We start from the raw sequence: 22,771 nt of genomic DNA on the forward strand, positions 1-22,771 counted from the left end.
CGAAAAGGCGGCATGAGCCTCTGGATACCTGTCACTATCGCCGCCGCAACGTTTCAGACGGTGCGGTTCATGCTGCAAAAATCGCTGAGCAGTGTAAAGCTGACGGCCGCCGGGGCGACATTTGCCCGGTTTGCCTATTCGATCCCGCTGGTTCTAATCGCTCTGATCGTGGCGCAGCAGTTGACGGGGTATTCCTTGCCGCCGTTGACCGCCCGGTTCTGGGTGTTTGCCACCATTGGAGGAACGGCTCAGATCCTTGCCACGATCTGTGTCGTCGCCTTGTTCAAACAGCGCAATTTTGCTGTCGGCATAACTTTTAAGAAAACCGAAGTAATCCAGACCGCCATCGTTGGTTTTCTGGTCCTGGGCGATCAGGTCTCGTCCTGGGCGCTTGGGGCGATCTTTCTGGGGCTGACGGCTGTGTTGCTGCTGTCGAAAAGTCCCGGAGGAGACGGGGCGTGGTGGCGACACCTGACGAACCGGGCCTCACGGCTTGGCCTGGGATCAGGTGTGCTGTTTGCGTTTTCCTCGGTCAGTTATCGGGGTGCCTCGCTTGAACTGGGCGAGATTGATGCGTGGTTTCGGGCACTTGTGACGCTGGCAGTCGTTGTCTCGCTCCAGTTCGTCAGCATGGGCCTGTGGCTGTTGTGGCGAGACAGGGCCGAGCTGCGCGCCGTGTGGCAAACACGCCGAACAGGCGTATTTGTCGGACTGACCAGCCTGTGCGGATCGTTCTGTTGGTTCTTGGCATTCACCTTGCAAAACGCCGCCTACGTCAAGGCTCTGGGGCAGGTCGAGCTGATCCTCAGCTTGTTCGCGTCGATCTTGTTTTTCCGCGAAACCATCACCCGGCGCGAGATCGCCGGGATGACGTTATTGGGCGCATCAATTCTGGCGTTGGTTTTGTCTATTTAACCCGTGCGGCGTTCGTCGAAGCTGAGCGCGATAAAGCTGGGCAGGTGATCGCCCATTCCCACGACCGAAGGACCGTTGTCAGCGCGCCGTCCACGGCCTCTGACTTCTTTATCCTTCTTGCGATCTTCTCTTTTATCGTCGCTTTTGGGGGCCTCTGTTGGCCGGACTTCTGTTGGCCGGGCCTTTTTCTCGGGCTTTGGCCTCTCGGGTTTCGGCTCTTCCTTTACCGGATTGTCCAAGCGAGGAATTTCTTTTTGAATCAGCTTCTCGATCGCGGCCAATGCTTTTTCATCGCGTCCCGAACAGATAGTGATCGCTTTGCCTTCGCGTCCGGCGCGACCTGTACGGCCGATCCGGTGCACATAATCCTCGGGGTGGCCGGGGACGTCGAAATTGATCACATGACTGACCGAGGGCACATCCAATCCGCGCGCTGCAACGTCCGAGGCGACAAGCAGGCGTAGTGTTCCGTCACGGAAACCGTCCAGTGTTTTCGTCCGTTGTGACTGATCGAGATCGCCATGGATCGCGGCAGCATCATAGCCGTATTTCTTCAGCGATTTCGCACAGATATCCACATCGGTCTTACGATTGCAGAAGATGATCGCGTTGGTGCATTTTTCGCCCTCGGAGTCGATCAGCGAACGCAGGACCTGGCGCTTGGCGCTGGCCTCGCGGTCACGGCGACCACCTTTGAACATGACCACACTTTGCTCGATGGTTTCCGAGGCCGTTGCCTGACGGGCAACTTCGATCCGGGTTGGGGCCGACAGGAATGTATCGGTGATCCGCTCAATCTCGGGCGCCATGGTGGCTGAGAAGAACAGCGTTTGGCGTGTGAACGGCGTCAGCGAAAAAATGCGTTCGATATCGGGGATAAAGCCCATATCCAACATTCGGTCGGCCTCATCCACCACCATGATCTGGACGCCGGTCAACAGCAGTTTGCCGCGTTCGAAATGGTCCAGCAGACGACCCGGTGTAGCGATCAGAACGTCGACGCCACGGTCGATCAGCGCATCTTGCTCCTTAAAGCTGACGCCGCCGATCAACAGCGCTTTGGTCAGTTTCAAGTGCTTTGAGTAGGTATCGAAATTCTCGGCCACCTGCGCGGCCAGTTCCCGCGTCGGACACAGCACCAGCGACCGCGGCATGCGCGCACGTGCGCGGCCACGGGCCAGCAATGTGATCATCGGTAGCGTGAAGCTGGCGGTTTTGCCTGTACCGGTCTGGGCGATACCCAGAACGTCCTTGCCCTCAAGCGCGGGTGGGATTGCGCCTTCCTGGATCGGTGTTGGCGTTTCGTATCCGGCTTCCTCAATGGCTTTGAGGACCTTCGGGTTCAGGTTCAGTTCGTTAAACTTTGTCATGTATGTCCGGTTGTTGCGGACACTAAAACCTGGCCCGCGCGTAAAGAATGTGCCGGGCCCGGATGGCCATGCGATATTTTGTGCATTTCGGCTTGGCGGGACATAACAAAATCACGGGGCAGGGTCAAATGAAGTCACTTTTATGCTGCGACACCGGCTGACCATGCGGATTTATCGCAACAATTCAGGTACTTCCGGGGAAATGTTTCGCGACTTTTCCATCCAAATCCAGCGGACGGTGCTTAATCAGCCCAAACTTTTCGAGGCGGGTGCGAACTTCTTGGTCGGCGCCACTGATTTCATCATAGAAAGCCCGCAGGCCGTGAGCCCCATCTTCTTCTTCGATCCAGCTCAGTAATTCATTCATGTTCATCCCGCCTTGTTCGCGCGGAACATTGGGTGACATGCCTGGCTGATACGAGCCCTTTTCGAACCGGAACCGATAATGGGCTAGCCAATGATCCCAGTCAGGTGCATGACGGTGGCATAGATCAACCTGGGGCAGCTCGACCTTGGTCGGGAGGATTTCGCCATCCTGAAACAGATTGTGAATCCGGAAATTGATCTGAGGTAAGCCTTTGCGAACAAACAGTTTACCCTGAACATGGCTGAGGAATCCAGCAAGAACAAATCCGCCAAAATTCGGATATAGTGCCTGAACGATCCCATCACGGCCCTGACCAGCGGGGATATAGGCTTTGTACAGGTCTTCGGTTCCGCCCACGGGCTCGATCGGACGAACGCGCACCGCTGCGATATGTTGCGGAATCTCCGCTAATATCGCGCCAAGGTCGGATTGCGGCCAGAGGAACTCGTCCAGATCAATATGGGCAAGCCAGTCGACCTCAGCCTTTCTGTAAGTAAAGCTGGCATTTGCGGTTTGCCGGACCTGATGTTTGTCGGGCCTCTCGCGCTTTCGGTTCGCCCAGTACCCTTCGTCGCAGTTGCGTATTTCGATCCGTGGGTGGCGGTTCAGGACGTTGAACGCAGCCGGGCAGGGCTCGTCCAGATACAAATACATCCGGTCGGCCCCGAGATCGAGGTGATAGGCCGCAAACCGAAGTATGTCCGGGGCCGAGCCCCGGATCGTTGATACAATGCCCCAGTTCGGGACATTATCCGGCATATGAAGCTCGTGACCCTGTCACGCCATCATCTCTTTGGTGGCGGTCAGGTTCAGGTCGGGATAGTCCCGCACGACCCGGTCGATGTCCCACTGCAGGCGAGTCAAATAGACGATGTCGCCGTCATGATCATGAGCGATGTGCTGCTTGTTGGCATTGACGAATTTCTCGACCTCAGCCTTTTCACCACTGACCCAGCGGGCGGAGGTGAACTGAGACGCCTCGAACCGTACCGGCAGGCCGTATTCCATCTCAATCCGGCTGGCCAGAACCTCGAATTGCAGTGCGCCAACGACGCCGACGATAAAGCCCGATCCGATCGACGGTTTGAACACCTTGGCCGCGCCTTCCTCGGCGAATTGCATCAGGGCTTTTTCCAGATGCTTGGCTTTCATCGGATCGCCCGGGCGCACGGTCTGCAGCAGTTCCGGCGCAAAGGAGGGGATGCCAGTTACCCGGATCGCTTCGCCCTCGGTCAGCGTGTCGCCGATGCGCAGCTGGCCGTGGTTTGGGATGCCGATGATGTCTCCGGCCCAGGCCTCTTCGGCCAGTTCCCGGTCGGATGCAAGAAACAGCACAGGGTTCGAGATTGCCATCGGCTTTTTCGATCGAACATGGGTCAGCTTCATGCCGCGTTTGAAATGGCCCGAGGCCATGCGCACAAATGCCACCCGGTCGCGGTGCTTGGGGTCCATATTGGCCTGAACCTTGAAGACGAACCCAGAGACTTTCTTTTCTTCTGGCGCGATCTGACGGGGTTCCGCGGACTGCACCTGCGGCTGTGGACCATAGGCGCCGATGCCTTCCATCAGTTCCTTGACGCCGAACGAATTGATCGCCGAGCCGAACCAGATCGGGGTCATGTGGCCTTCCAATACCGCTTGGGGGTCAAGCGCGGGCAGCAATTCGCGTGCCATCTCAACCTCTTCCAGCAGCTTCTCAAGCAGGTGCTCGGGCACATGTTCGGCCAGCTTGGGGTCGTCCAACCCGTTGATCTGGATGCTTTCGGCCACTTTATTACGGTCAGCGCGGTCCATCAGCTCCAGCCGGTCGCGCAGCATGTCGTAACAGCCGATAAAGTCGCGGCCTACTCCAATCGGCCATGCAGCGGGCGTGACGTCGATGGCCAGCATTTCCTGAATTTCGTCGATGATCTCGAACGTATCGCGGCTTTCGCGGTCCATCTTGTTACAGAAGGTCAGGATCGGCAGGTCGCGCAGGCGGCAGACCTCAAACAGTTTCTGGGTCTGGCTTTCCACACCTTTCGCGCCGTCGATCACCATCACGGCCGCGTCCACCGCGGTCAGAGTGCGATAAGTATCTTCCGAGAAATCGCTGTGGCCGGGCGTGTCCACCAGATTGAACCGGAAGTTTCCATAGTCGAAGGACATGGCCGAGGCCGAGACCGAGATCCCGCGATCCTTCTCCATCTGCATGAAATCCGAACGTGTCCGCCGTGCCTCACCCTTGGCGCGTACCTGACCGGCCATCTGGATGGCGCCGCCATACAGCAAGAACTTTTCCGTCAGGGTCGTCTTGCCCGCATCCGGGTGCGAGATGATGGCAAATGTCCGGCGCCGGGCGATCTCGGGCGGCAAGGTGGGTTGGTTCGTGGCGGTATCAAGCATAGTCGCGCGTATAGGCGGGGAATTCTGCCGAAGCAAGACAAAGAGGCTGGTTCGAATCGTCTGCCTGTGGCAATAAGAACATATAGTGAACAAATAATGGAGAGGATCAATGAATTTGAAAGAAATCGCCGATGAGCTGGTGGCGGGATGCCGGGAAAACCGGGCCAAGGCCAATCTGGATAAGCTGTATGCGGCAGATGCCGTTTCGGTTGAGGCCGTCGATGCATCCGGTATGGGACGCGAGGCGCATGGGCGCGACGCGATCCGTGGCAAGCACGATTGGTGGGAGAGTTCGACCGAAGTGACGGGCGGAAACGTCAGTGACCCGATGGTGCATGGCGAAGACCGTTTTGCTGTGATCTTTGAGGTGCAGGGCAAGTTCAAGGAAAGCGGTGAGAGCTTCGATATGCGCGAAGTTGCGCTGTATCACGTCGCGGATGGCAAGATCGTCCGGGAAGAGTTCTTCTACTAACCCCTTGTCATCAATCTGTCTTCCCTGTCTGCTGGGTGCAAGACATGCGGATAATCACAGATGGGGAGGAACAGATGGATCTGGGAATAGGTGGAAAGCGCGCGCTGGTCTGTGCCAGCAGTAAAGGTTTGGGTCTGGGCTGCGCCGAGGCTCTGGCGGCGGCTGGTGTGAATCTGGTGATGAACGCGCGAGGGGCCGACGCGTTAGAGGCTGAAGCTGCGCGTTTGCGTTCGGAATTTGGTGTCGATGTGCAGAGTGTTGCGTGTGATGTGACTTCGGAAGAGGGGCAGGCGCAGGTGATTGCTGCCGCGCAGGGCGTTGATATTCTTGTGACAAATGCTGGCGGTCCGCCTCCGGGCCTGTGGTCGGATTGGCAGCGCGAGGACTTCATCAAGGCGTTGGATGCCAACATGCTGACCCCGATTGCCTTCATGAAGGCCCTGTTGCCCGGCATGATGGATAAGGGCTGGGGCCGGGTGGTCAACATCACCTCACAATCCGTACGTGCGCCGATTGCCGTTCTTGGCCTGTCTAATGCCGCACGGACCGGGCTAACCGGATATGTGGCCGGAACGTCCAGGCAGGTCGCGCCGCATGGTGTGACAATCAATAACCTGTTGCCGGGGATACATGCGACGGATCGGGCGGATTCTCTGGACGGTGGTGTGGCTGCGCAGCAAGGCATTTCCGTTGACGAGGCACGCGCGCAGCGTGAGGCAACCATCCCCACGCGCCGCTATGGCTCGCGGCAGGAGTTCGGGGCAACCTGCGCGTTTCTGTGTTCGCAGCATGCGGGCTTTATCGTCGGCCAGAACATCCTGTTGGATGGTGGCGCGACCAATCTGACGATGTGACCATGGCGCAAGGGTTTTCACTGAAGGATCAGTTGTTTAATGCAGAAAAGACCGGCTATCTGGCGGGGCTTTTTGCCGAGGCTGATCCAGGGTTCGATGCACAGGCGTTTCAAACGCAGGTGATGTCACGCCTTCTCGAGCTTGAGTTGAAAGAGCGGATGGCGTGGATCGCCGAATGCCTGCAGCAACAGGTTCCGGGTGAGCTGCCAACTGTCGCTCCGACCCTTTTACGGGCCTTGCCGCCGCCGCTGGATCCGAACAAGACCGACGACGATTTTGGCGATTTCATCTTTGCGCCGCTGGGGGATTGGGTCGTGAATGTCGGCCTTGATCACCCCGACCTCGCGCTGGACGTGCTGGCTGAACTGACGCAGAGGTTTTCGATGGAATGGGCCATTCGCCCATTTCTCAATCGCCACCCCGAACACGTCATGGAGCGGCTGGAGGATTGGTGCGGACATGACAGCTATCACGTGCGGCGTCTGGTGTCCGAAGGAACCCGCCCGCGTTTGCCATGGGGGCAGGCTGTGGGGCTGGAATTAACAGATCCGCTGCCTCTGCTGGATCGGCTGCATCAGGACCAAACGCGCTATGTGACGCGGTCGGTGGCCAACCATCTGAACGACATCTCCAAAAAAGACCCGGATCTGGTACTGGACCGCCTGCAGGGCTGGTCTCGTTCAAAGCGTCAAGACGCGGACGAGCTGCGGTGGATGACCTCTCATACCCTGCGCGGTCTGGTTAAGGCCGGGCACCCACGCGCGATGAAGATGCTGGGATATGACCCTGATGCCGATATACAGGTCTCGGTTATGGTAAATGGGCAGGCAAAGATTGGCGGCGCGCTTGAGTTTGATGTTTCATTGGCTGGTGAGGCGAACCAACCCGTTTTGATTGATTATATCATCCATTTCCAACGACCTGGCGGCAAAAAATCGGCCAAAGTTCACAAGCTGAAACAAGCCGCGCTAAGGAATGGAAACCTGACCTTGAGCAAAAAGCACAAGCTCAAAGGCGATGCGACCACGTTCAGGCTTGTTCCCGGCGCACATCTTCTGGAGATTCAGGTGAATGGCCGGGTGCGCGCGGATCTGGATTTTGAGCTGCTGGGCTAGCTCAACCTTTCGTCAGATTGCTCGGCTTTTGATTGCACGGTGCGCGGTGCTGGGTTAGCTCAACATCAGTCAGATCAGGGGATGACAGCGATGAAGCATGAATCGGTGCAGAACTATTATGGCGAGGTCCTGCAAAGCAGCGCGGACCTGCAGACCAACGCGTGTTGTACGCCCGACGATATGCCGGATCATCTGAAAAAGATCCTCGCCAAGGTCCATGATGACGTGCTGACCCGCTATTACGGCTGCGGGCTGATCGCGCCGCTGGATCTGGAAGGGATGAGGATCCTTGATCTTGGCTGTGGCGCGGGTCGGGATGTATACGCCCTGTCTGCCATGGTGGGCGAGAAAGGGCGCGTGGTCGGCGTGGATATGACGCCCGAGCAGTTGGATATCGCCCGCGCGCATCAGGATTATCACGCCGAAACCTTTGGGTATGCCCAAAGCAACGTGGAATTCCATCACGGCTACATCGAAAAGCTGGATGAACTGGACTTAAAGGCGGGGTCTTTCGATATCATCGTTTCGAACTGCGTGATCAACCTGGCCACCGATAAGGAGGCCGTTCTGCGCGGCGCGCACCGCCTGCTTAAGGACGGTGGAGAGATGTATTTCTCGGACGTTTATGCGGATCGTCGCGTACCGCAGGCAATGGCCGAGGATGAGGTTCTGTATGGCGAGTGTCTGTCCGGTGCGCTGTACTGGAATGACTTTCTGTCGATGTCGCGCAAGGCCGGGTTTGGCGACCCGCGTCGGGTCACGCACCGTCCGTTGACCATCGAAAACCCGGTTCTTGAGGACCGCGTGGCGCCGCTGAAATTCCTGTCGGCCACCTATCGTCTGTTCAAACTGCCCGCGTTGGAGCCCGCCTGCGAAGATTACGGTCAGGCCGTGATCTATAAGGGCACTATCCCCAATGCGCCGCATGTGTTCGAACTGGATGACCATCACACAATGGCGGCGGGGAAGGTGTTTCCGGTGTGCGGCAACACATGGATGATGCTCAAAGACACGCGGTTTGCGCGGCACTTTGAGTTCATCGGTGATTTCTCAACCCATTACGGCATCTTCGAAGGCTGCGGTGGTGAAAGCCCATTTGAGGCGACCGGGCAGGCCGAAACGGGCGGCTGCTGCTGATCCCTTGCACCCAAAGGGAGGTGTTGCTATCCCCGCCCAAGCCCGATTGATTTGATCGGGTAAGGCTACGGGGTCCATCGGTGACAGTAAACGCAACTCCTCCGCGTCTGGAAATTCGCAATCTGGTCGCCCGGTACGAAGGTCGGGTGGTGGTTGATGACGTCTCGCTGACCGTGCAGGCGGGGCAGGTGACATGCCTGTTGGGGCCGTCAGGGTGCGGCAAGTCAACGACGCTGCGGATGATTGCCGGTGTCGAGATGCAAGAGACAGGCCAGATCTATGTCGATGGCGCGCTGATCTGCGATACGGTGTTCCGTGTCCCGCCTGAGCGGCGCGAGATTGGCCTGATGTTTCAGGACTTTGCCCTGTTCCCACATCTTAGCGTAGCTGACAATGTTGCCTTTGGCCTGAAGGGTAGCAAAGATGAAAAACGCGCACGCGTGGATGAGTTGCTGGCCAAAGTCGACCTGATGCGTTTCGCAGACAGCTTTCCACATCACTTGTCGGGCGGTGAGCAACAGCGGGTGGCTCTGGCGCGCGCATTGGCCCCACGCCCCCGGATCATGTTGATGGATGAGCCGTTTTCGGGGCTCGATAACCGGTTACGCGATGGAATTCGGGATGAAACTCTGGCGATCCTCAAGGAAGAGGACGCCGCAGTCCTGTTGGTTACCCATGAACCCGAAGAGGCAATGCGTATGGCCGATGAGATCGCCCTGATGCGCCGTGGCAGAATCGTTCAGCAGGGTGCGCCTTACAACGTCTACACCCGTCCTGCGGACAAAGCTGCAGTTGCATTCTTTAGCGATATAAATGTGTTAGGCGCGCAAGTTAACGGAGCTTTGGCCGATACGCCATTTGGTCAGTTTCTTGCTCCGGGTGTGCCGGATGGAACGAATGTTGAGATTGTATTTCGGCCTCAGCACGTCCGTTTGGATTTTGATCGCAATGGCAAAGGTCCACTGCCGACACCGACGGACGGGGTAGCCGCGCGTGGTGTGGTCGAACGGGCGCGTTTTCTGGGCAACGAAAGCTTGATTGAATTCCGTATGGACTATGATGATTCAATCTTGAAAGCGACCGTTCCCAACGTGTTTGTCCCGCAAGCGGGGCGGGTCATGTGGCTGACCATTCGCCGCGATCGGTGCTTTGTATTCCCCAAATAGGGTCTAAAACTGCAGTTTAGGCGCAAGTGGTGCGTGAAAGCCTCAGATTGCGCCTGCGGGTTGCTTGCCGCAGTGCAGGGCTGGGTCTATCAAGGAAAAAACGCTGCGGTGGATGGGGCATATGCGTATTCTTTTAACCAATGATGACGGTATCAATGCGCCGGGACTTATCGCACTCGAGGCGATTGCTGCCGATCTGGCCGGACCGGGCGGTGAAGTCTGGGTCGTTGCGCCCGCTTTCGAGCAATCCGGCGTGGGGCATTGCATCAGCTACACGCACCCGATGATGGTTGCCAAGCTGGGAGAACGCCGTTTTGCTGCGGAAGGATCACCAGCTGATTGTGTCTTGGCTGGTTTGCACGATGTGATGAAGGACGCGCCGCCTGATTTGGTGTTGTCCGGTGTGAACCGCGGGAACAATTCAGCCGAGAACACGCTGTATTCCGGCACAGTCGGCGGCTCGATGGAGGCCGCCTTACAAGGCATCCCCGCGATTGCGCTGTCGCAATATTTCGGTCCGCGCAATTTGGGGCTGGATGACCCGTTCGAATCCGCGACCCGATTTGGTGCTGAACTGGTACGTAAGATACTGGGCGCGGCGCCGGCAGAACAAGGCGATTACCGTTTGTTTTACAACGTCAATTTCCCCCCAGTGCCTGCGGATGAAGTACAGGGCACCCGGATCGCCCCTCAGGGTTATCGGCGTGACACACATTTCTCGGTCGAGCCGCACAGCTCACCTTCGGGGCGGCGGTTTCTGTGGATCAAGGGCGGGTATCAACACAACCCGACTGCACCTGGGACGGATGCTGCCGTCAATCTGGCAGGCTATATCTCGGTCACACCAATGCGTGCGGATCTGACGGCGCATGACGCGCTGGAAGCGTTAAAGTCGATCGAATGAGCGGACTGGACCCTGAAACAACCATGCAGTTCCTGTTTGCCCTGCGCTCGCGCGGGGTGACGGATGCACGCGTGCTGGCAGCAATGGAGCAGATAGATCGCGGCAGATTTGTCAAAGGCCTGTTTGCAGAACGCGCCTATGAGGATACGCCGCTGCCGATTGCGTGCGGCCAGACGATCAGCCAACCGTCTGTCGTTGGGCTGATGACGCAGGCACTGGAAGTACGTCCGCGTGATACTGTGCTCGAGATAGGGACCGGATCGGGCTATCAGGCCGCGATCCTGTCGAAACTGGCACGCCGGGTATATACGGTCGAGCGTCATAAGCGACTTGTGCGCGAAACCGGCCAGTTGTTCCGTGATTTGGGGCTGACGAATGTGACGGCAATGTTGTCGGATGGTTCGTTTGGTCTGCCCGAGCAAGCCCCGTTTGATCGTATCATCGTGACCGCAGCTGCCGAGGACCCGCCCGGGCCGCTCTTGGCGCAGCTCAAAATCGGCGGTATCATGGTTTTGCCGGTGGGGCAGTCGGATACGGTCCAGACATTGATCAGGGTCCGACGCACCGAATCCGGTTTGGACTATGACGAATTGTTGCCTGTCCGTTTTGTGCCCTTGTTAGAAGGGCTTGGGAAGGATGGAGCTTAAAAGAATATTCTGCAAAATGCGCCGGAACCCCGATGAACAGGGGCAGGTGTCGAGGACAATAAAATGAGAGCAGTTTCCAAATCAGCAATGCGCCGCTGTGCGTTAGGAGTGGCTAGCCTTGCAATCCTGGCTGGGTGCGAAGGGCCGCTGGACTATGATCTTCGCGGACAGGTAGGCGGTTTTTCCACCGCCGAAGCAGCACAGTCGGCGACGACCAACCGGCCCGCTCCGGATGCCAGGGGTGTCATCACATATCCGACCTATCAAGTGGCGATTGCTCGCCGCGGTGACACTGTCAGAGACTTGGCCGCAAGGGTTGGTTTGCCTGAAGGAGAGCTGGCGCGTTTCAATGGTCTAATGCCTACAGATACCCTGCGCGAGGGCGAAGTTGTGGCACTGCCCCAGACGGTCGGTTCCGCAAGCTCTGTCGATATAGCGACGATAGCTGGTACGGCAATCGACGAGGTCCCCGCAAATGGCTCGGTCCGTACATCAACGCTTGAGCCCGCAAAACCTGCGGCGGCACCGGCACCAACCGGTCCCGAACCGATCCGCCACAAGGTGAAACGTGGTGAAACGGCATTTACAATTTCACGCCTCTATGACGTTCCCGTTGAGGCGCTGTCAGACTGGAATGGATTGGATTCCGATTTTACCGTCCGCGAAGGCCAGTTCCTTCTGATCCCGGTGAAAAGCCAATCCGCACCGCGCAAAGCTGCTGTGCCTGCAACGAATGTGACACAGCCCGGCCAGGGGTCTCCGACACCGACGCCGCCCAGTGCTACGCAGCCCTTGCCTGACGAAACCATTTCCCCGGCCACTCCGGCACCTGATGTGACCGCCGAGGCACCAACAAACCAAAGCAATTCGGCGCTTGGGCTTCCTGTGAACGGTACGATTATCCGCACCTATCAAAAGGGAAAGAACGAGGGGATCGACATCGCAGCGGCCGCAGGATCGCCTGTAATGGCGGCAGAGGCGGGAACTGTTGCGGCGATCACTGCTGATGCAGATCAGGTTCCGATCATCGTTGTTAAACACAACAGTGATCTGCTGACCGTCTATGCCAATGTGGCAGATATCACGGTCAAGAAAGGGGATCGCGTGCGACGAGGGCAGAAGATTGCCTCGCTGCGGAGCGGGGACAACGCCTATGTCCATTTCGAAGTGCGCAAAGGCTTCGAATCTGTAGATCCAGAGCCCTATCTGAAATGATAAGAATGGCCCCGTCAGGGCCATGCCGCTGGCAGGGATAATCCCAACCCGATGACGGCAGGGTTAAGCGTATGGGTCGTAATCGCTCAGACGCTTTCCCGGCTCGTCTGCAAAAATCTCGGGCAGGGGAAGGACGGTTTCGATCAGGTCAATTCGGAAGACCCGGAAACCATCGCGGAGTTCACACCAGGAAGTCAGCGTCCAGACTCGTCCCCAATACTCCATATGCAATGGCCGAATGGTGCGCTCGGTCAGCACGCCGTCGATCCTGCGGTAACTCAGACGTAATTTTTGTCGTGATTTGATGGCGGCGCGGATCGGGGCCATATGCGCCAGCCCGCGTGCGGCATCGGCAAAGGGGTATACCGCAAATTTCCAGCTGTCAGCCTCGGCAATCACCTGGGTCGGCAGCACGGCGTCGATCTTTTCAGCCAAAGACTCGGCGGCGGTTTTCAAGTCGGGGTCGGCGGCCTCGGCCACGATTGCCATGCCAAGGTTCAGCGCTTCCAGTTCGGCCGGGGTCAAATTCAGCGGGGGCAGGGTGATCTGCTCACGCACCATATAACCCACGCCGCGCTCACCTTCGACCGGAACGCCCGAAGCGGCCAACGTATCCATGTCGCGATAAATCGTGCGGACCGACACCTCGAGTCGATCCGCAATGTCCTGCGCACGGTGCAGTTTGCCGTCGCGCAGGATCTGGATGATGTCGAACAGACGGTCAGTGCGGCGCATGACACGCCGTTCTGACCGCGATCAGGCGGTCATGTTCCATAGCACGTTCTCGTGGCGCATCTGCATGCCTTCGGGGTTGATCGCGGCGATCAGTGCGGGCGCAAAACCCTGCTGCGGGAACTGCGCAGCTGCGTCCTGTGCGGCCTTCATATCTGTCCAGATCACGTAGTCAGTCCAGCGCCCGTCTTCGCCTTGACTGAGTTGACGATGGGCAAACCCTGGAGCTGCGCGTACAAAGGCCTCGGACGCTTGGCTGAGTTTTACAAACTCTTCCGGGGTTGTCCCGTTGGCGAGGGTGAAGGTGACGATTTCTGCAACATGGGTCATGTGAATCTCCGTTGACCAGGTTTCGATACCGCCTACCTAGCCCCTATCAACTGACACAAACCTGTCAGTTGATCAATCCGAGGCCGTAAAAAACATCGGATCGGATCAAATTTGAACGCAGATTTGAACCAACTCACTTTTGCAGGCGGGCCAGCGGGCGTAGACACGGACCCAGATCACATTTCCGGCGTACGGCGCCGACGTTATAGGAGAAGAGAGATGCTCAACAATATTGGCCTTCCCGGCATTCTGCTGATCGCAGTTGTGGTACTGGTGCTATTCGGCCGTGGCAAAATCAGCTCGTTGATGGGCGAAGTGGGCAAAGGCATTACGTCATTCAAGAAGGGCGTCAAAGAAGGCGCAGAGGAACTGGATCAGGACGCATCCGAACTGGCCAAAGACGTCACGCCCGAGACCGACAAAGACAAGGTCTGATCCGGTATGTTTGATCTGGGCTGGACCGAGCTTCTAGTCATCGGCGTCGTTGCCCTGATCGTTGTGGGGCCAAAGGATCTGCCGGTTTTGTTCCGTAATGTCGGTCGTTTTGTCGGCAAGGCCCGTGGCATGGCGCGCGAATTCAGCAGTGCCATGAACGATGCGGCGGATCAGGCCGGTGTGAATGACATCAAAAAAGGTCTCAACGCGGCCACCAACCCTGTAGGCAGCGCCATGGATGGTGTGAAAGAAGCCGCGCAGGACCTGGCCAAAAGTATCGACCCCACCAAGTTCGACCCCGATAGCGAGACCGGTAAGCTGGCTGCCGAACGGGCCGAGCAGGCCAAGAAGATTCAGGCCTCGACCGCACGCGCTGCGGCCGAGCGGAAGGCGAAAGAAGCCGCCGAAGCGATGGCCAAGGCTGAAGAGGCCGAAGCCGCGCTGAAAACCGAAGGCAAATCATGACCGACACAGACGAGATCGAAGACAGCTCGGCCCCATTGATCGAGCATCTGGCGGAACTGCGCACCCGGCTGATCCGCGCGGTCATTGCCTTTGTAATAGGCATTGTCCTGGCCTTTACGGTCGCGGAACCGATCCTGCAATTCCTGGTTCAACCAATCGAGGCAACGCTGCGCGATCTGGGCGATCCGTCTCCGACTTTGCAATATACCTCGCCACAGGAATATCTGTTTACGCTGTTCCGAATTTCGATGGTGTTTGGCTTTGCGCTGGCCTTCCCGGTGATTTCCTATCAGTTGTGGCGCTTTGTGGCACCTGGTCTGTACAGGTCTGAGAAGGGCGCTTTCCTGCCATTCCTGGTCGCCTCGCCGTTCATGTTCCTGCTTGGGGCATCTTTTGCACAATTCGTGGTAACGCCGCTGGCCATGCAGTTCTTTTTGGGCTTTGCGGATGTCAGTTCGATTTTTGCCAATCTGTTGTCGGCGACTACCGGAGATGTTCCAGAAGAGATCGTGGTAGTGCCCGAAACCACCGAGGGCGTGAAGATCACGTTCTTCGGCAAGGTGAATGAATCGCTGGATATCACGCTGAAATTCATCCTTGCCTTTGGCCTGTGTTTCCAGCTGCCGGTTCTGCTGACCTTGATGGGTAAGGCCGGTCTGGTCAGCGCCGAAGGTTTGGGCAGTGTCCGCAAATACGCCATGGTGGGCATTCTGGTGCTGGCCGCCCTTGTGACGCCGCCGGATGTGATCACTCAGATCATCCTGTTTGTCGTGGTCTATGGCCTCTATGAGGTGTCGATTTTCCTTGTCGCCCGAGTTGAGAGAAAGCGCGAGGCCGAGCTGCGCGCAGAAGGCTACTATGACGACGAAGAAGAGGCGGATGCCGATATCATCCACGAAGAAGACGGCAAATAAACGTCGATCATGCAATGAACAGGCGCGCCCATCCCGGCGCGCCTTTTTCATGCGCCACTCTTGTCGCGCCGGGCGGAACATGGTTTGAGACCCTCCAAGCACGACCGGAGGCCCCAATGGATACACAAGCTCTGAACCGTATTGCCGACGCGCTGGATCGCATGGCCCCGGCGCCTTTGGCCGCTCCCGATTTCGCCGCAGCTCCGGCTTTTGTCTGGCATGTCGAACCCGACCGCCTAGAACCGGTTAAGCAGGTCAATCGGGTCGATTTGGATCTCTTGGTGGGTATCAACCGGTCTCGCGATACACTATTGGACAATACACGCCGCTTTGCCGCTGGATTTAAGGCCAACAATGCACTGCTCTGGGGTGCGCGCGGTATGGGCAAATCCAGCCTTGTCAAAGCGGTCCACGGCACCCTGCAGAACGAACATCCCGATCTGAAACTGGTTGAGCTGCAGCGCGAGGATATGGGCTCGGTCGCGCGTCTGCTGAACCATCTACGCGCCGCGCCGCATCGGTTCATCCTGTATTGTGATGACCTGTCCTTCAGCCACGATGATCAGCACTACAAATCGCTCAAGGCAGTGCTGGACGGTGGCATCGAAGGTCGCCCGGAAAATGTGGTGTTCTACGCCACCTCAAACCGCCGCCACCTGATGCCGCGGGATATGATCGAAAATGAACGTTCCAGCGCCATCAACCCGTCTGAGGCCGTAGAAGAGAAGGTCTCACTGTCGGACCGGTTCGGGCTATGGCTGGGTTTCCATCCTTGCGATCAGGACGAATACCTTGCCATGATCGACCGCTATTGTGCTTCTTACGGCGTCTCGGTCGACGCAAACACCCTGCGCGCCGAAGCGATCGAATGGCAGGCCACACGTGGTGCGCGCTCGGGCCGTGTGGCATGGCAATTCTTCGTCGATCTGGCCGGAAGAAACGGTGTTCACATCGCGTAATCCGCCGGCTTCATCTGGCTAAAAATACCTCCGCCGGAGGCATGGCCCAATGGGCCATTCCTATAACAGAGCCAGAATGCGCGCCGCTTCATCTGCGGTGCTGGTCAATGCCTCCCGATCCTCACCGGGATGAAACCGGGCACGCACGGCAGTTGGCATAGCAGCCGGTTCCACGATGTTTACACGCGGCCCGGTGCGCTCAGTTTCCAGCGCCCAGCTACGGGCCAGAGCCATCTGCGCCGCCTTGGTGGCACCGTAGATGCCATAGAATTTCTCACCCGCCTTTGGATCATCGAAAAATACCGCATGGCCGGCCTCACCCAGCAAAGGCGTAACATAGGCGATCAGGACCGACGTGGCAGTTGCGTTGGTGTTAATGGCTTTGGTCCATTCCTTGGGGTCAATGAAATGGGTCGGCGTCAGGGCCGAAGTGTGAACCGCAGTATGCAGCCACAGGTCCACCTTGCCCCAGCGATCATGGATGCCACGACACAGTGTCGCCATCGCATTCGGGTCGGCAATGTCCATAGGGGCCAGGGTGGCTGAACCGCCCTTTGCTTTGATGCGGTCGTCCAGTTCTTCCAACCCGCCGGTGGTGCGGGCGACAGCGACGATGTGGTACTCTGGTGCCAGCGCCTCGGCCAGGGCAGCGCCCAGCCCGCGAGAGGCCCCGGTGATGAGGGCGATTTTAGTCTGATCGGTCATGACTGCGGTTTGAACCCAAGCGCGCAGCGCGTCAAGACAGGATTAGCTGCCTGGGATCGCTATGCGCGTCGTCTGACCGCTTTGTTGCAGCATGATGCCCTCGGCATCAATGGCCACAATAGTACCTGAAGACACACGGCTGCCCAGCTTGACCTCTTTGACCCGGCCAGAAGACATCCGCATCAGCGCGCGCATATCGGCTTTTGGCCCAAACACCCCAAGCAGGGTGACAGAGTTTTTGCTAAGCGCGCCCTGTTGCGTGGCCGCGCTTGTGACGGTTTTGTTTGACATAGAGTGCGGTTGCGGCACGCGGCCCCAACCCCTTTTGATGAGTGGTTGGAGGCGGACTATCAAACGCAACAAGGGAACAAAAGGTCTGGTGAATTGTCCGTTCCGTCACTTTCAAAAGGCAATCGGTGAACCCATTGCGATTGCATTTCCTTCGCCAAAAAGTTGTGCGCGGAAACTAAGCGAATTTACACCGATGCAGGTCGGAAACCGCCCGGCTTGGACCGGGCAGAGAGCTACCGATTCGCCGGGAACTTATCCCGAAGCCAGCTTCGCCGCATTCCAGGATCCGCCGGGCACCTGCATGTCTTCACGTTTCTTACTAACGCGTGAGCTGCTTTCGAGCGTATCCAGATAGTCTTTGCTGACGCTTCCGGTGATGTATTTTCCGTCAAAACACGAACAGTCGAACGCTTCGATTTCTGGATTTCCTTCCTTGGCGGCCCAGATCAGATCGTCCAGATGCTGATAGATCAGGGCGTCGGCACCGAGCTCTTGCCGGATTTCTTCGACCTCTTTGCCATGGGCAATCAGCTCATGTTTGGTGGGCATGTCGATGCCATAGACATTGGGGTATTTCACCGGCGGTGAGGCGCTGGCAATGTAGACCTTCTTGGCTCCAGCCTCGCGGCACATTTGCACAATCTTCTTGATCGTGTTCCCGCGGACGATGGAATCATCGATCAACAGAACATTGTGGCCGTCAAACTCCAGCGGAACCGCATTCAGTTTGCGGCGCACGGATTTCTGACGTTCGGCCTGACCGGGCATGATGAACGTTCGTCCGACATAGCGGTTCTTTACCAGACCTTCGCGATAGGGAATGCCGGTGATCTTGGCCGCCTCAAGCGCGACCGGGCGGGCGCTGTCTGGGACCGGGATGATCCGATCAATCTCAAGCCCTGATTCCTGGATCTGTTTGGCCAGCGTCTGCCCCATACGCATCTGCGTTTTATAGACAGAGACGCCGTCCAACAGAGAATCCGGACGCGCCAGATAGACATATTCAAAGATACAGGGTGTCAGTTTGCCTTCGACCGCCTGGAATTCGTGCATGTTGCCGTCCAGGTCGATCAAGATCGCTTCGCCAGGGCGCAGGTCGCGCATCTTGTTGAAGCCGTTGATGCCAAAGGCCACATCTTCCGAGGCAAACGCAAAGTCGTCGCCACCGCTTTCGGTTTCGCGGATGGCCACCGAGAGCGGGCGAATTCCGTGCGGGTCGCGGAAGGCCAGCATTCCGACACCTGCAATCAGGCAGATCACCGAATAGGCGCCCTGTACTCGTTCCATCGTCATCTTCACACCGGCAAAGATATTCCGAATGGGCTCGGCGTTGCCATTGACCTTGATTGCGTCAGCAACCTTGTCCGCCAGAACGTTCAGCAGAATTTCCGAATCTGACGTTGTGCGCAGGTGGCGGCTGTATTTTCCGGTGACCTTCTCACGCTGTGCGGCAGTGTTGGTGATATTGCCGTTATGAACCAGGTAGATGCCATACGGGGCATTCACGAAGAACGGCTGCGCCTCGGCCGCGCTGAGCGACCCGGCAGTCGGATAGCGCACATGGCCAATGCCGACCTTTCCAAGCAGGGTATCGGCGTCCTGAGCGTTAAACACATCCTTGACCAGCCCGTTGGCTTTCTTTTCGCGGAAGAACTCTCCGGTATAAGTGACGATACCCGATGCATCCTGACCCCGGTGCTGTAGCATCAGAAGCCCGTCATAGATTTCCGCAAACACATCATGTGTTCTGCTTGCGATCCCCAAAATCCCACACATGTACGGGCTCCAAATTACTATGACGATTTAAGTTGTGGCGGTGTTCGGAACATCAGCATGGCGGTGTCTTTGCCTGATACTTCCCATAGATCTTGGGATGCAGACGCGCCCTGGTCGCAAGCGGCAGGCGCGAAAGAAAACAGGTACAGCAAGATCGGCAGCTCCGATTCCATGTCAGTTCGGACTTCACATAAAGCCTTACGGAGGCTGTGTCATCAAAGGATCACATTTGCGATTTGACGCAGGTGGAATTTGCCACAATGGCCGAACAAAAGGTGACAGGTTTCGCAGCTTGTGCTGTCATAGAGGAAACAATCCGAAACAATAGTTTCTTCAAGCCAAGCGGATTTCAGACATGTGGCAAAACAATCAAGGTCAGAAAAAGCAAGAACCGGTAAAACGCCGGTGCCACCGATGCCGTGGAATGGGGCGCGCACCCTGTCAGATTTGCGGAGGCGCAGGTGAAGTGATCAAAAGTCGGGACATTTTTGGCAAGCCCGTCATGTCCCGTTGCGAAGGGTGCTTTGGGCTGAAAAACATCAGATGCACCGTTTGCGCCGGAGAAGGGTTTGTCTAAGTCGAATTGAAAAAGCCCGGCTTTGACCGGGCTTTTGCTTTATTCCGCTGCAGGTGCTTCAAGGGCGGCAGGTGCGTCGGATGGATCGGCGCTTTCACCACAGCTGGCTACCAGTTCTTCATATTGGGATGTTACCCACCCCAGCGCGGCTTCGGGGTTTTGCTCTTCGATTTTGTCGCTGAATTGTTCGAACACTTTGGCTGACCGGCTTTCGTCGACGATGGTGTAGGATTGGCCCGTCATGACTGTGTCATAGACGAAGAAGGCAATCGCCACCAAAAGGATGCCGCGCGCGATTCCAAAGAAAAACCCAAGTGCCTGATCCAAGCCGCCCAGTGCAGACCTTTGCACAAGAGATGAGAACAGTGGGGTAAATATACTAACCACGATCAGGGCAATGGCAAACACGCCAGCGAACCCGGTGATAACCGACAATTCACAACTGTCGCGCAGGAAATCTCCGACAACGGGGATTTCTTTGACCAGTGGAACGGCCTGTGGTGCGAAAATGAATGCCAAAACTGCCGCCGCAACCCATCCCGCGATCGCGAGAATCTCCCGCAACAGGCCACGGGAATAGGCCAGCAGACCCGATATAACGATGATCAGGGCAACTACCCCGTCAATTATTGTAAAACCTTCCATGGCCCTCGCCCGTAATTTTTTCTGCCCCTCAAGGCGTTACCTTAACCTGCTCCGAAGGTTTCGCCAACAAACCCTACCAAATCAGAGGGCCGGGTGAGTGTCAGACCTGCCACAGTACCGGTTTTCCCGCCTGCCGGAGCTATGGCGGATGAGAAACCAAGTTTTTGGGCTTCTTTCAACCTGTTTTCTGTCTGAGGGGCCGGTCTAAGTGCCCCGGACAACGAGATTTCTCCGAAAACGACGGTGTCCGTTGGCAGGGCTGTGTCCTCGCGCGCGCTGAGTAGCGCGGCAGCAACGGCAAGGTCCGCGGCTGGCTCGGTGATTTTAAGCCCGCCTGCGACGTTGAGATAGACATCAAGCCCGGCAAAGGGGATGCCGCAACGGGCTTCGAGCACGGCAAGGATCATTGCCAGCCGTCCGCTGTCCCAGCCGACGACGGTTCGGCGAGGCTGAGAGTGGGGGGATGGGGCAACCAGCGCCTGAAGCTCGACCAGAACCGGCCGTGTCCCTTCGATACCAGCAAATACGGCCGATCCGGGGCTGGGCTTGCCGCGTTCAGATAGAAACAGGGCCGACGGGTTTGTGACTTGTGCCAGACCCTTGCCTGTCATCTCGAACACTCCAATCTCATCGGCTGGACCAAACCGGTTCTTGACCGCGCGCAGAATGCGGAACTGATGCCCGCGTTCGCCTTCGAAATAAAGAACGGTATCAACCATGTGTTCAACCACGCGGGGGCCAGCGATCTGACCATCTTTGGTGACATGGCCAACCATGATGATTGAAACTCCGTGTCGTTTCGCAAACGTGGTCAATTCATGTGCTGCGGCGCGGACTTGTGACACTGAACCCGGTGCGCTGTCGACGTTGTCGGCCCACATGGTTTGAATTGAGTCGATGATTGCGAGACCGGGTTTCTCGGCTTCCAACGTGGTGAGGATGTTACGCAGGTTGGTTTCGGCGGCCAGTTGCACGGGCGCATCTTCAAGCCCTAACCTGCGCGCGCGCATCCTAACCTGCGCGCTGGCTTCCTCGCCCGAGACGTAAATGGTTTTCACACCTGCACGCGAGAACCGGGCCGCGGCCTGCAGCAAAAGGGTGGATTTGCCGATGCCCGGATCCCCACCTACCAGCAAGGCCGAGGCGGGGACGAGTCCGCCTCCCAGCACGCGATCCAGCTCCTCGACCCCGCAGAGCGTGCGGGGAGGGGGAGTTTCCTCGGTCGACAGGTCCGTGAGTGTGATAGACTGGCCGCGCTTACCACCGAGGGATTTTTTGGCCGGGCCAGCCGAAAGGGGTACGTCTTGCGTGATGGAATTCCATTCACCGCAGCCGTCACAGCGCCCGGACCACCGTGAATGAGTGGCTCCGCAGGCCGAGCATGAAAAAGTTATCTTTGCCATGACGCCCTTGGTGCCCGAGGAATGGCGGTTCTTCAAGCCCTCGTGAGCCTTCATCTCGGCCGGTAGCGCGCCATATCCTTAGGCCCGTTTGGGCCATTGTCCAAAGCGGGCGCCGTCGCGCCTATTCGGCGGCGCGAGGTGGCGACATAGCTATGACGCTCGACGGCTTCGATGCACCGTCCTTGGGCTGCTGCAGTTGCGCTGACAGTTCCGGCAACAGTTCGAAAAGTTCGTCGCGCAGGCGGGTTAGCTGAGAACGAGCGATGGATTCCTCGATTTCAACATCATGGGTCCACTGGCGCAGCTCGTGCTGAATGGTTTGCGCCTCTTCCAGCCGTTGCTGAAACAGTTCGATCTCTTCCTGGCGTTGCTGCAGGAATGTGCGGGCACGGGCGATGCGGGTATCCCCGTAAGTTTCGGCCAGTTCTTGGCTTATCTGGCTCATTTGCGCGGCCAACTCCAGAATCTCTGGTTCGAGCGATTGCAGGTTGGGATGTTGGCGCAGGAAGGCCATCCGCTCTTTGACCGCATCAAATTCGGACGACAGGATAAATGCCCCGCTGCGGTCCTGCGCATGGGCCAGCTGATAGGCATGGGCGATGTCGTGCATGTTCAGCGCAAATTTACGGTGCGCGTTTTCCAGCGCCATCATCCGGGCATTCGCAGGAAGGTAGAAGGCCAGCATCAGGATCAGAGCGGTCAGGCCAATCTGAACATAGATCCCGGCGTCGATGATGGTACCGCCTGCCAGTCCGGCTTGCATGGAAAGCCATGGCAGCACGCCCAGGGCGGATAGCATAGTGGTTGCGACGGCCAGAAAAGCCGCGGAACAAATCAGAAAAAATGTCAGTCGTAAAAATGCGTTTTGAAACTGTAATGTTAACGTGTGGAGTGCGGTCATGTTCGACGATCTCCTTCTCAAACCGATACATATCGGGCCGAAGCGGACAAAGGTTGAACATAATTTTTGATCCGCTACGGACCGATCACTA

At 57.5% G+C, this 22,771-nt stretch carries 24 protein-coding genes; 13 read left to right on the plus strand and 11 right to left on the minus strand.

Translation table 11 applies throughout. The features are described from left to right. Positions 1 to 12 precede the first annotated feature (12 nt). Positions 13 to 915, plus strand: a complete 903-nt coding sequence (locus tag AC2FIZ_RS01870) for an EamA family transporter (RefSeq protein ID WP_281971990.1) — start codon at positions 13 to 15, stop codon at positions 913 to 915. Here the strand turns inward: AC2FIZ_RS01870 and AC2FIZ_RS01875 are convergent. The 3 genes from AC2FIZ_RS01875 to AC2FIZ_RS01885 all read right to left on the minus strand — a co-directional run bounded on the left by AC2FIZ_RS01875 (position 912) and on the right by AC2FIZ_RS01885 (position 5,037). Beyond that, positions 912 to 2,285 carry a DEAD/DEAH box helicase gene (locus AC2FIZ_RS01875; protein WP_281994523.1) on the minus strand — a complete coding sequence of 458 codons (1,374 nt, stop codon included), beginning with the start codon at positions 2,283 to 2,285 and terminating at the stop codon, positions 912 to 914. The two genes, AC2FIZ_RS01870 and AC2FIZ_RS01875, sit on opposite strands and share 4 nt — an antisense overlap. Before the next feature lie 184 nt (positions 2,286 to 2,469). Beyond that, the gene (locus tag AC2FIZ_RS01880) at positions 2,470 to 3,411 is read right to left on the minus strand and encodes a glycosyltransferase family 2 protein (RefSeq protein WP_496790506.1); all 942 of its coding nucleotides are present in this window, start codon (positions 3,409 to 3,411) and stop codon (positions 2,470 to 2,472) included. Positions 3,412 to 3,429: 18 nt separating this feature from the next. Beyond that, positions 3,430 to 5,037, minus strand: coding sequence for a peptide chain release factor 3 (locus tag AC2FIZ_RS01885; protein WP_281971993.1), 1,608 nt, complete (start codon positions 5,035 to 5,037; stop codon positions 3,430 to 3,432). A 109-nt stretch (positions 5,038 to 5,146) separates the two neighbouring features. On the opposite strand from AC2FIZ_RS01885, the gene AC2FIZ_RS01890 reads away from it, so the two are divergent. The 8 genes from AC2FIZ_RS01890 to AC2FIZ_RS01925 all read left to right on the plus strand — a co-directional run bounded on the left by AC2FIZ_RS01890 (position 5,147) and on the right by AC2FIZ_RS01925 (position 12,547). Further along, positions 5,147 to 5,509, plus strand: a complete 363-nt coding sequence (locus AC2FIZ_RS01890; protein ID WP_142633450.1) for a nuclear transport factor 2 family protein — start codon at positions 5,147 to 5,149, stop codon at positions 5,507 to 5,509. A gap of 74 nt (positions 5,510 to 5,583) precedes the next feature. Continuing rightward, positions 5,584 to 6,363 carry an SDR family oxidoreductase gene (locus tag AC2FIZ_RS01895; protein WP_496688658.1) on the plus strand — a complete coding sequence of 260 codons (780 nt, stop codon included), beginning with the start codon at positions 5,584 to 5,586 and terminating at the stop codon, positions 6,361 to 6,363. 2 nt (positions 6,364 to 6,365) lie between these two features. After that, positions 6,366 to 7,478, plus strand: a complete 1,113-nt coding sequence (locus AC2FIZ_RS01900) for a YhaZ family DNA alkylation repair protein (protein ID WP_496790507.1) — start codon at positions 6,366 to 6,368, stop codon at positions 7,476 to 7,478. A 90-nt stretch (positions 7,479 to 7,568) separates the two neighbouring features. After that, complete coding sequence (locus AC2FIZ_RS01905) at positions 7,569 to 8,615, plus strand: methyltransferase domain-containing protein (RefSeq protein ID WP_281971994.1); 1,047 nt, start codon at positions 7,569 to 7,571, stop codon at positions 8,613 to 8,615. 80 nt (positions 8,616 to 8,695) lie between these two features. Beyond that, positions 8,696 to 9,781: an ABC transporter ATP-binding protein gene (locus AC2FIZ_RS01910; protein ID WP_281994526.1), complete on the plus strand. Its 1,086-nt coding sequence runs from the start codon at positions 8,696 to 8,698 to the stop codon at positions 9,779 to 9,781. 121 nt (positions 9,782 to 9,902) lie between these two features. After that, on the plus strand, positions 9,903 to 10,685 hold the full coding sequence (gene surE / locus AC2FIZ_RS01915; protein ID WP_281994527.1) for a 5'/3'-nucleotidase SurE: 783 nt from the start codon (positions 9,903 to 9,905) through the stop codon (positions 10,683 to 10,685). Beyond that, on the plus strand, positions 10,682 to 11,332 hold the full coding sequence (locus AC2FIZ_RS01920) for a protein-L-isoaspartate(D-aspartate) O-methyltransferase (protein ID WP_142633458.1): 651 nt from the start codon (positions 10,682 to 10,684) through the stop codon (positions 11,330 to 11,332). Before surE ends, AC2FIZ_RS01920 begins: the two co-directional genes overlap by 4 nt. Before the next feature lie 63 nt (positions 11,333 to 11,395). Next, positions 11,396 to 12,547, plus strand: coding sequence for a peptidoglycan DD-metalloendopeptidase family protein (locus AC2FIZ_RS01925; RefSeq protein WP_496712948.1), 1,152 nt, complete (start codon positions 11,396 to 11,398; stop codon positions 12,545 to 12,547). A gap of 63 nt (positions 12,548 to 12,610) precedes the next feature. Here AC2FIZ_RS01925 and AC2FIZ_RS01930 read toward each other — a convergent pair whose 3' ends face one another. Next, on the minus strand, positions 12,611 to 13,282 hold the full coding sequence (locus AC2FIZ_RS01930; protein WP_496693449.1) for a helix-turn-helix transcriptional regulator: 672 nt from the start codon (positions 13,280 to 13,282) through the stop codon (positions 12,611 to 12,613). A 21-nt stretch (positions 13,283 to 13,303) separates the two neighbouring features. After that, positions 13,304 to 13,609: a hypothetical protein gene (locus AC2FIZ_RS01935; RefSeq protein WP_142633465.1), complete on the minus strand. Its 306-nt coding sequence runs from the start codon at positions 13,607 to 13,609 to the stop codon at positions 13,304 to 13,306. 219 nt (positions 13,610 to 13,828) lie between these two features. Between AC2FIZ_RS01935 and AC2FIZ_RS01940 the strand changes: the two genes are divergently transcribed. The 4 genes from AC2FIZ_RS01940 to AC2FIZ_RS01955 all read left to right on the plus strand — a co-directional run bounded on the left by AC2FIZ_RS01940 (position 13,829) and on the right by AC2FIZ_RS01955 (position 16,382). Continuing rightward, the gene (locus AC2FIZ_RS01940; RefSeq protein ID WP_142633467.1) at positions 13,829 to 14,044 is read left to right on the plus strand and encodes a twin-arginine translocase TatA/TatE family subunit; all 216 of its coding nucleotides are present in this window, start codon (positions 13,829 to 13,831) and stop codon (positions 14,042 to 14,044) included. Between the two features lie 6 nt (positions 14,045 to 14,050). Then, entirely contained in the window at positions 14,051 to 14,509 is a 459-nt protein-coding gene (gene tatB / locus AC2FIZ_RS01945) for a Sec-independent protein translocase protein TatB (RefSeq protein ID WP_282021910.1), read from the plus strand. Continuing rightward, positions 14,506 to 15,423 carry a twin-arginine translocase subunit TatC gene (gene tatC, locus AC2FIZ_RS01950; RefSeq protein ID WP_142633471.1) on the plus strand — a complete coding sequence of 306 codons (918 nt, stop codon included), beginning with the start codon at positions 14,506 to 14,508 and terminating at the stop codon, positions 15,421 to 15,423. Before tatB ends, tatC begins: the two co-directional genes overlap by 4 nt. A gap of 116 nt (positions 15,424 to 15,539) precedes the next feature. Beyond that, positions 15,540 to 16,382, plus strand: a complete 843-nt coding sequence (locus AC2FIZ_RS01955) for an ATP-binding protein (RefSeq protein ID WP_142633473.1) — start codon at positions 15,540 to 15,542, stop codon at positions 16,380 to 16,382. 60 nt (positions 16,383 to 16,442) lie between these two features. Here the strand turns inward: AC2FIZ_RS01955 and AC2FIZ_RS01960 are convergent, their stop codons facing one another. The 6 genes from AC2FIZ_RS01960 to AC2FIZ_RS01985 form a co-directional block, all read right to left on the minus strand. Then, complete coding sequence (locus AC2FIZ_RS01960) at positions 16,443 to 17,087, minus strand: SDR family NAD(P)-dependent oxidoreductase (RefSeq protein WP_496790509.1); 645 nt, start codon at positions 17,085 to 17,087, stop codon at positions 16,443 to 16,445. Between the two features lie 42 nt (positions 17,088 to 17,129). After that, positions 17,130 to 17,378: a hypothetical protein gene (locus AC2FIZ_RS01965; RefSeq protein WP_281994532.1), complete on the minus strand. Its 249-nt coding sequence runs from the start codon at positions 17,376 to 17,378 to the stop codon at positions 17,130 to 17,132. A gap of 252 nt (positions 17,379 to 17,630) precedes the next feature. Further along, positions 17,631 to 19,154, minus strand: coding sequence for an amidophosphoribosyltransferase (purF, locus tag AC2FIZ_RS01970; RefSeq protein WP_281994533.1), 1,524 nt, complete (start codon positions 19,152 to 19,154; stop codon positions 17,631 to 17,633). 616 nt (positions 19,155 to 19,770) lie between these two features. Further along, positions 19,771 to 20,376: a CvpA family protein gene (locus AC2FIZ_RS01975; RefSeq protein ID WP_281994534.1), complete on the minus strand. Its 606-nt coding sequence runs from the start codon at positions 20,374 to 20,376 to the stop codon at positions 19,771 to 19,773. A 41-nt stretch (positions 20,377 to 20,417) separates the two neighbouring features. Beyond that, positions 20,418 to 21,779, minus strand: coding sequence for a DNA repair protein RadA (gene radA, locus AC2FIZ_RS01980; protein WP_281994535.1), 1,362 nt, complete (start codon positions 21,777 to 21,779; stop codon positions 20,418 to 20,420). Between the two features lie 121 nt (positions 21,780 to 21,900). Then, positions 21,901 to 22,680 (minus strand): DNA repair protein, encoded by a 780-nt coding sequence (locus tag AC2FIZ_RS01985; protein WP_142633486.1) that lies wholly within the window; start codon positions 22,678 to 22,680, stop codon positions 21,901 to 21,903. Positions 22,681 to 22,771 lie beyond the last annotated feature (91 nt).

It is taken from the genome of Ruegeria sp. CDSB022, from assembly GCF_059611145.1.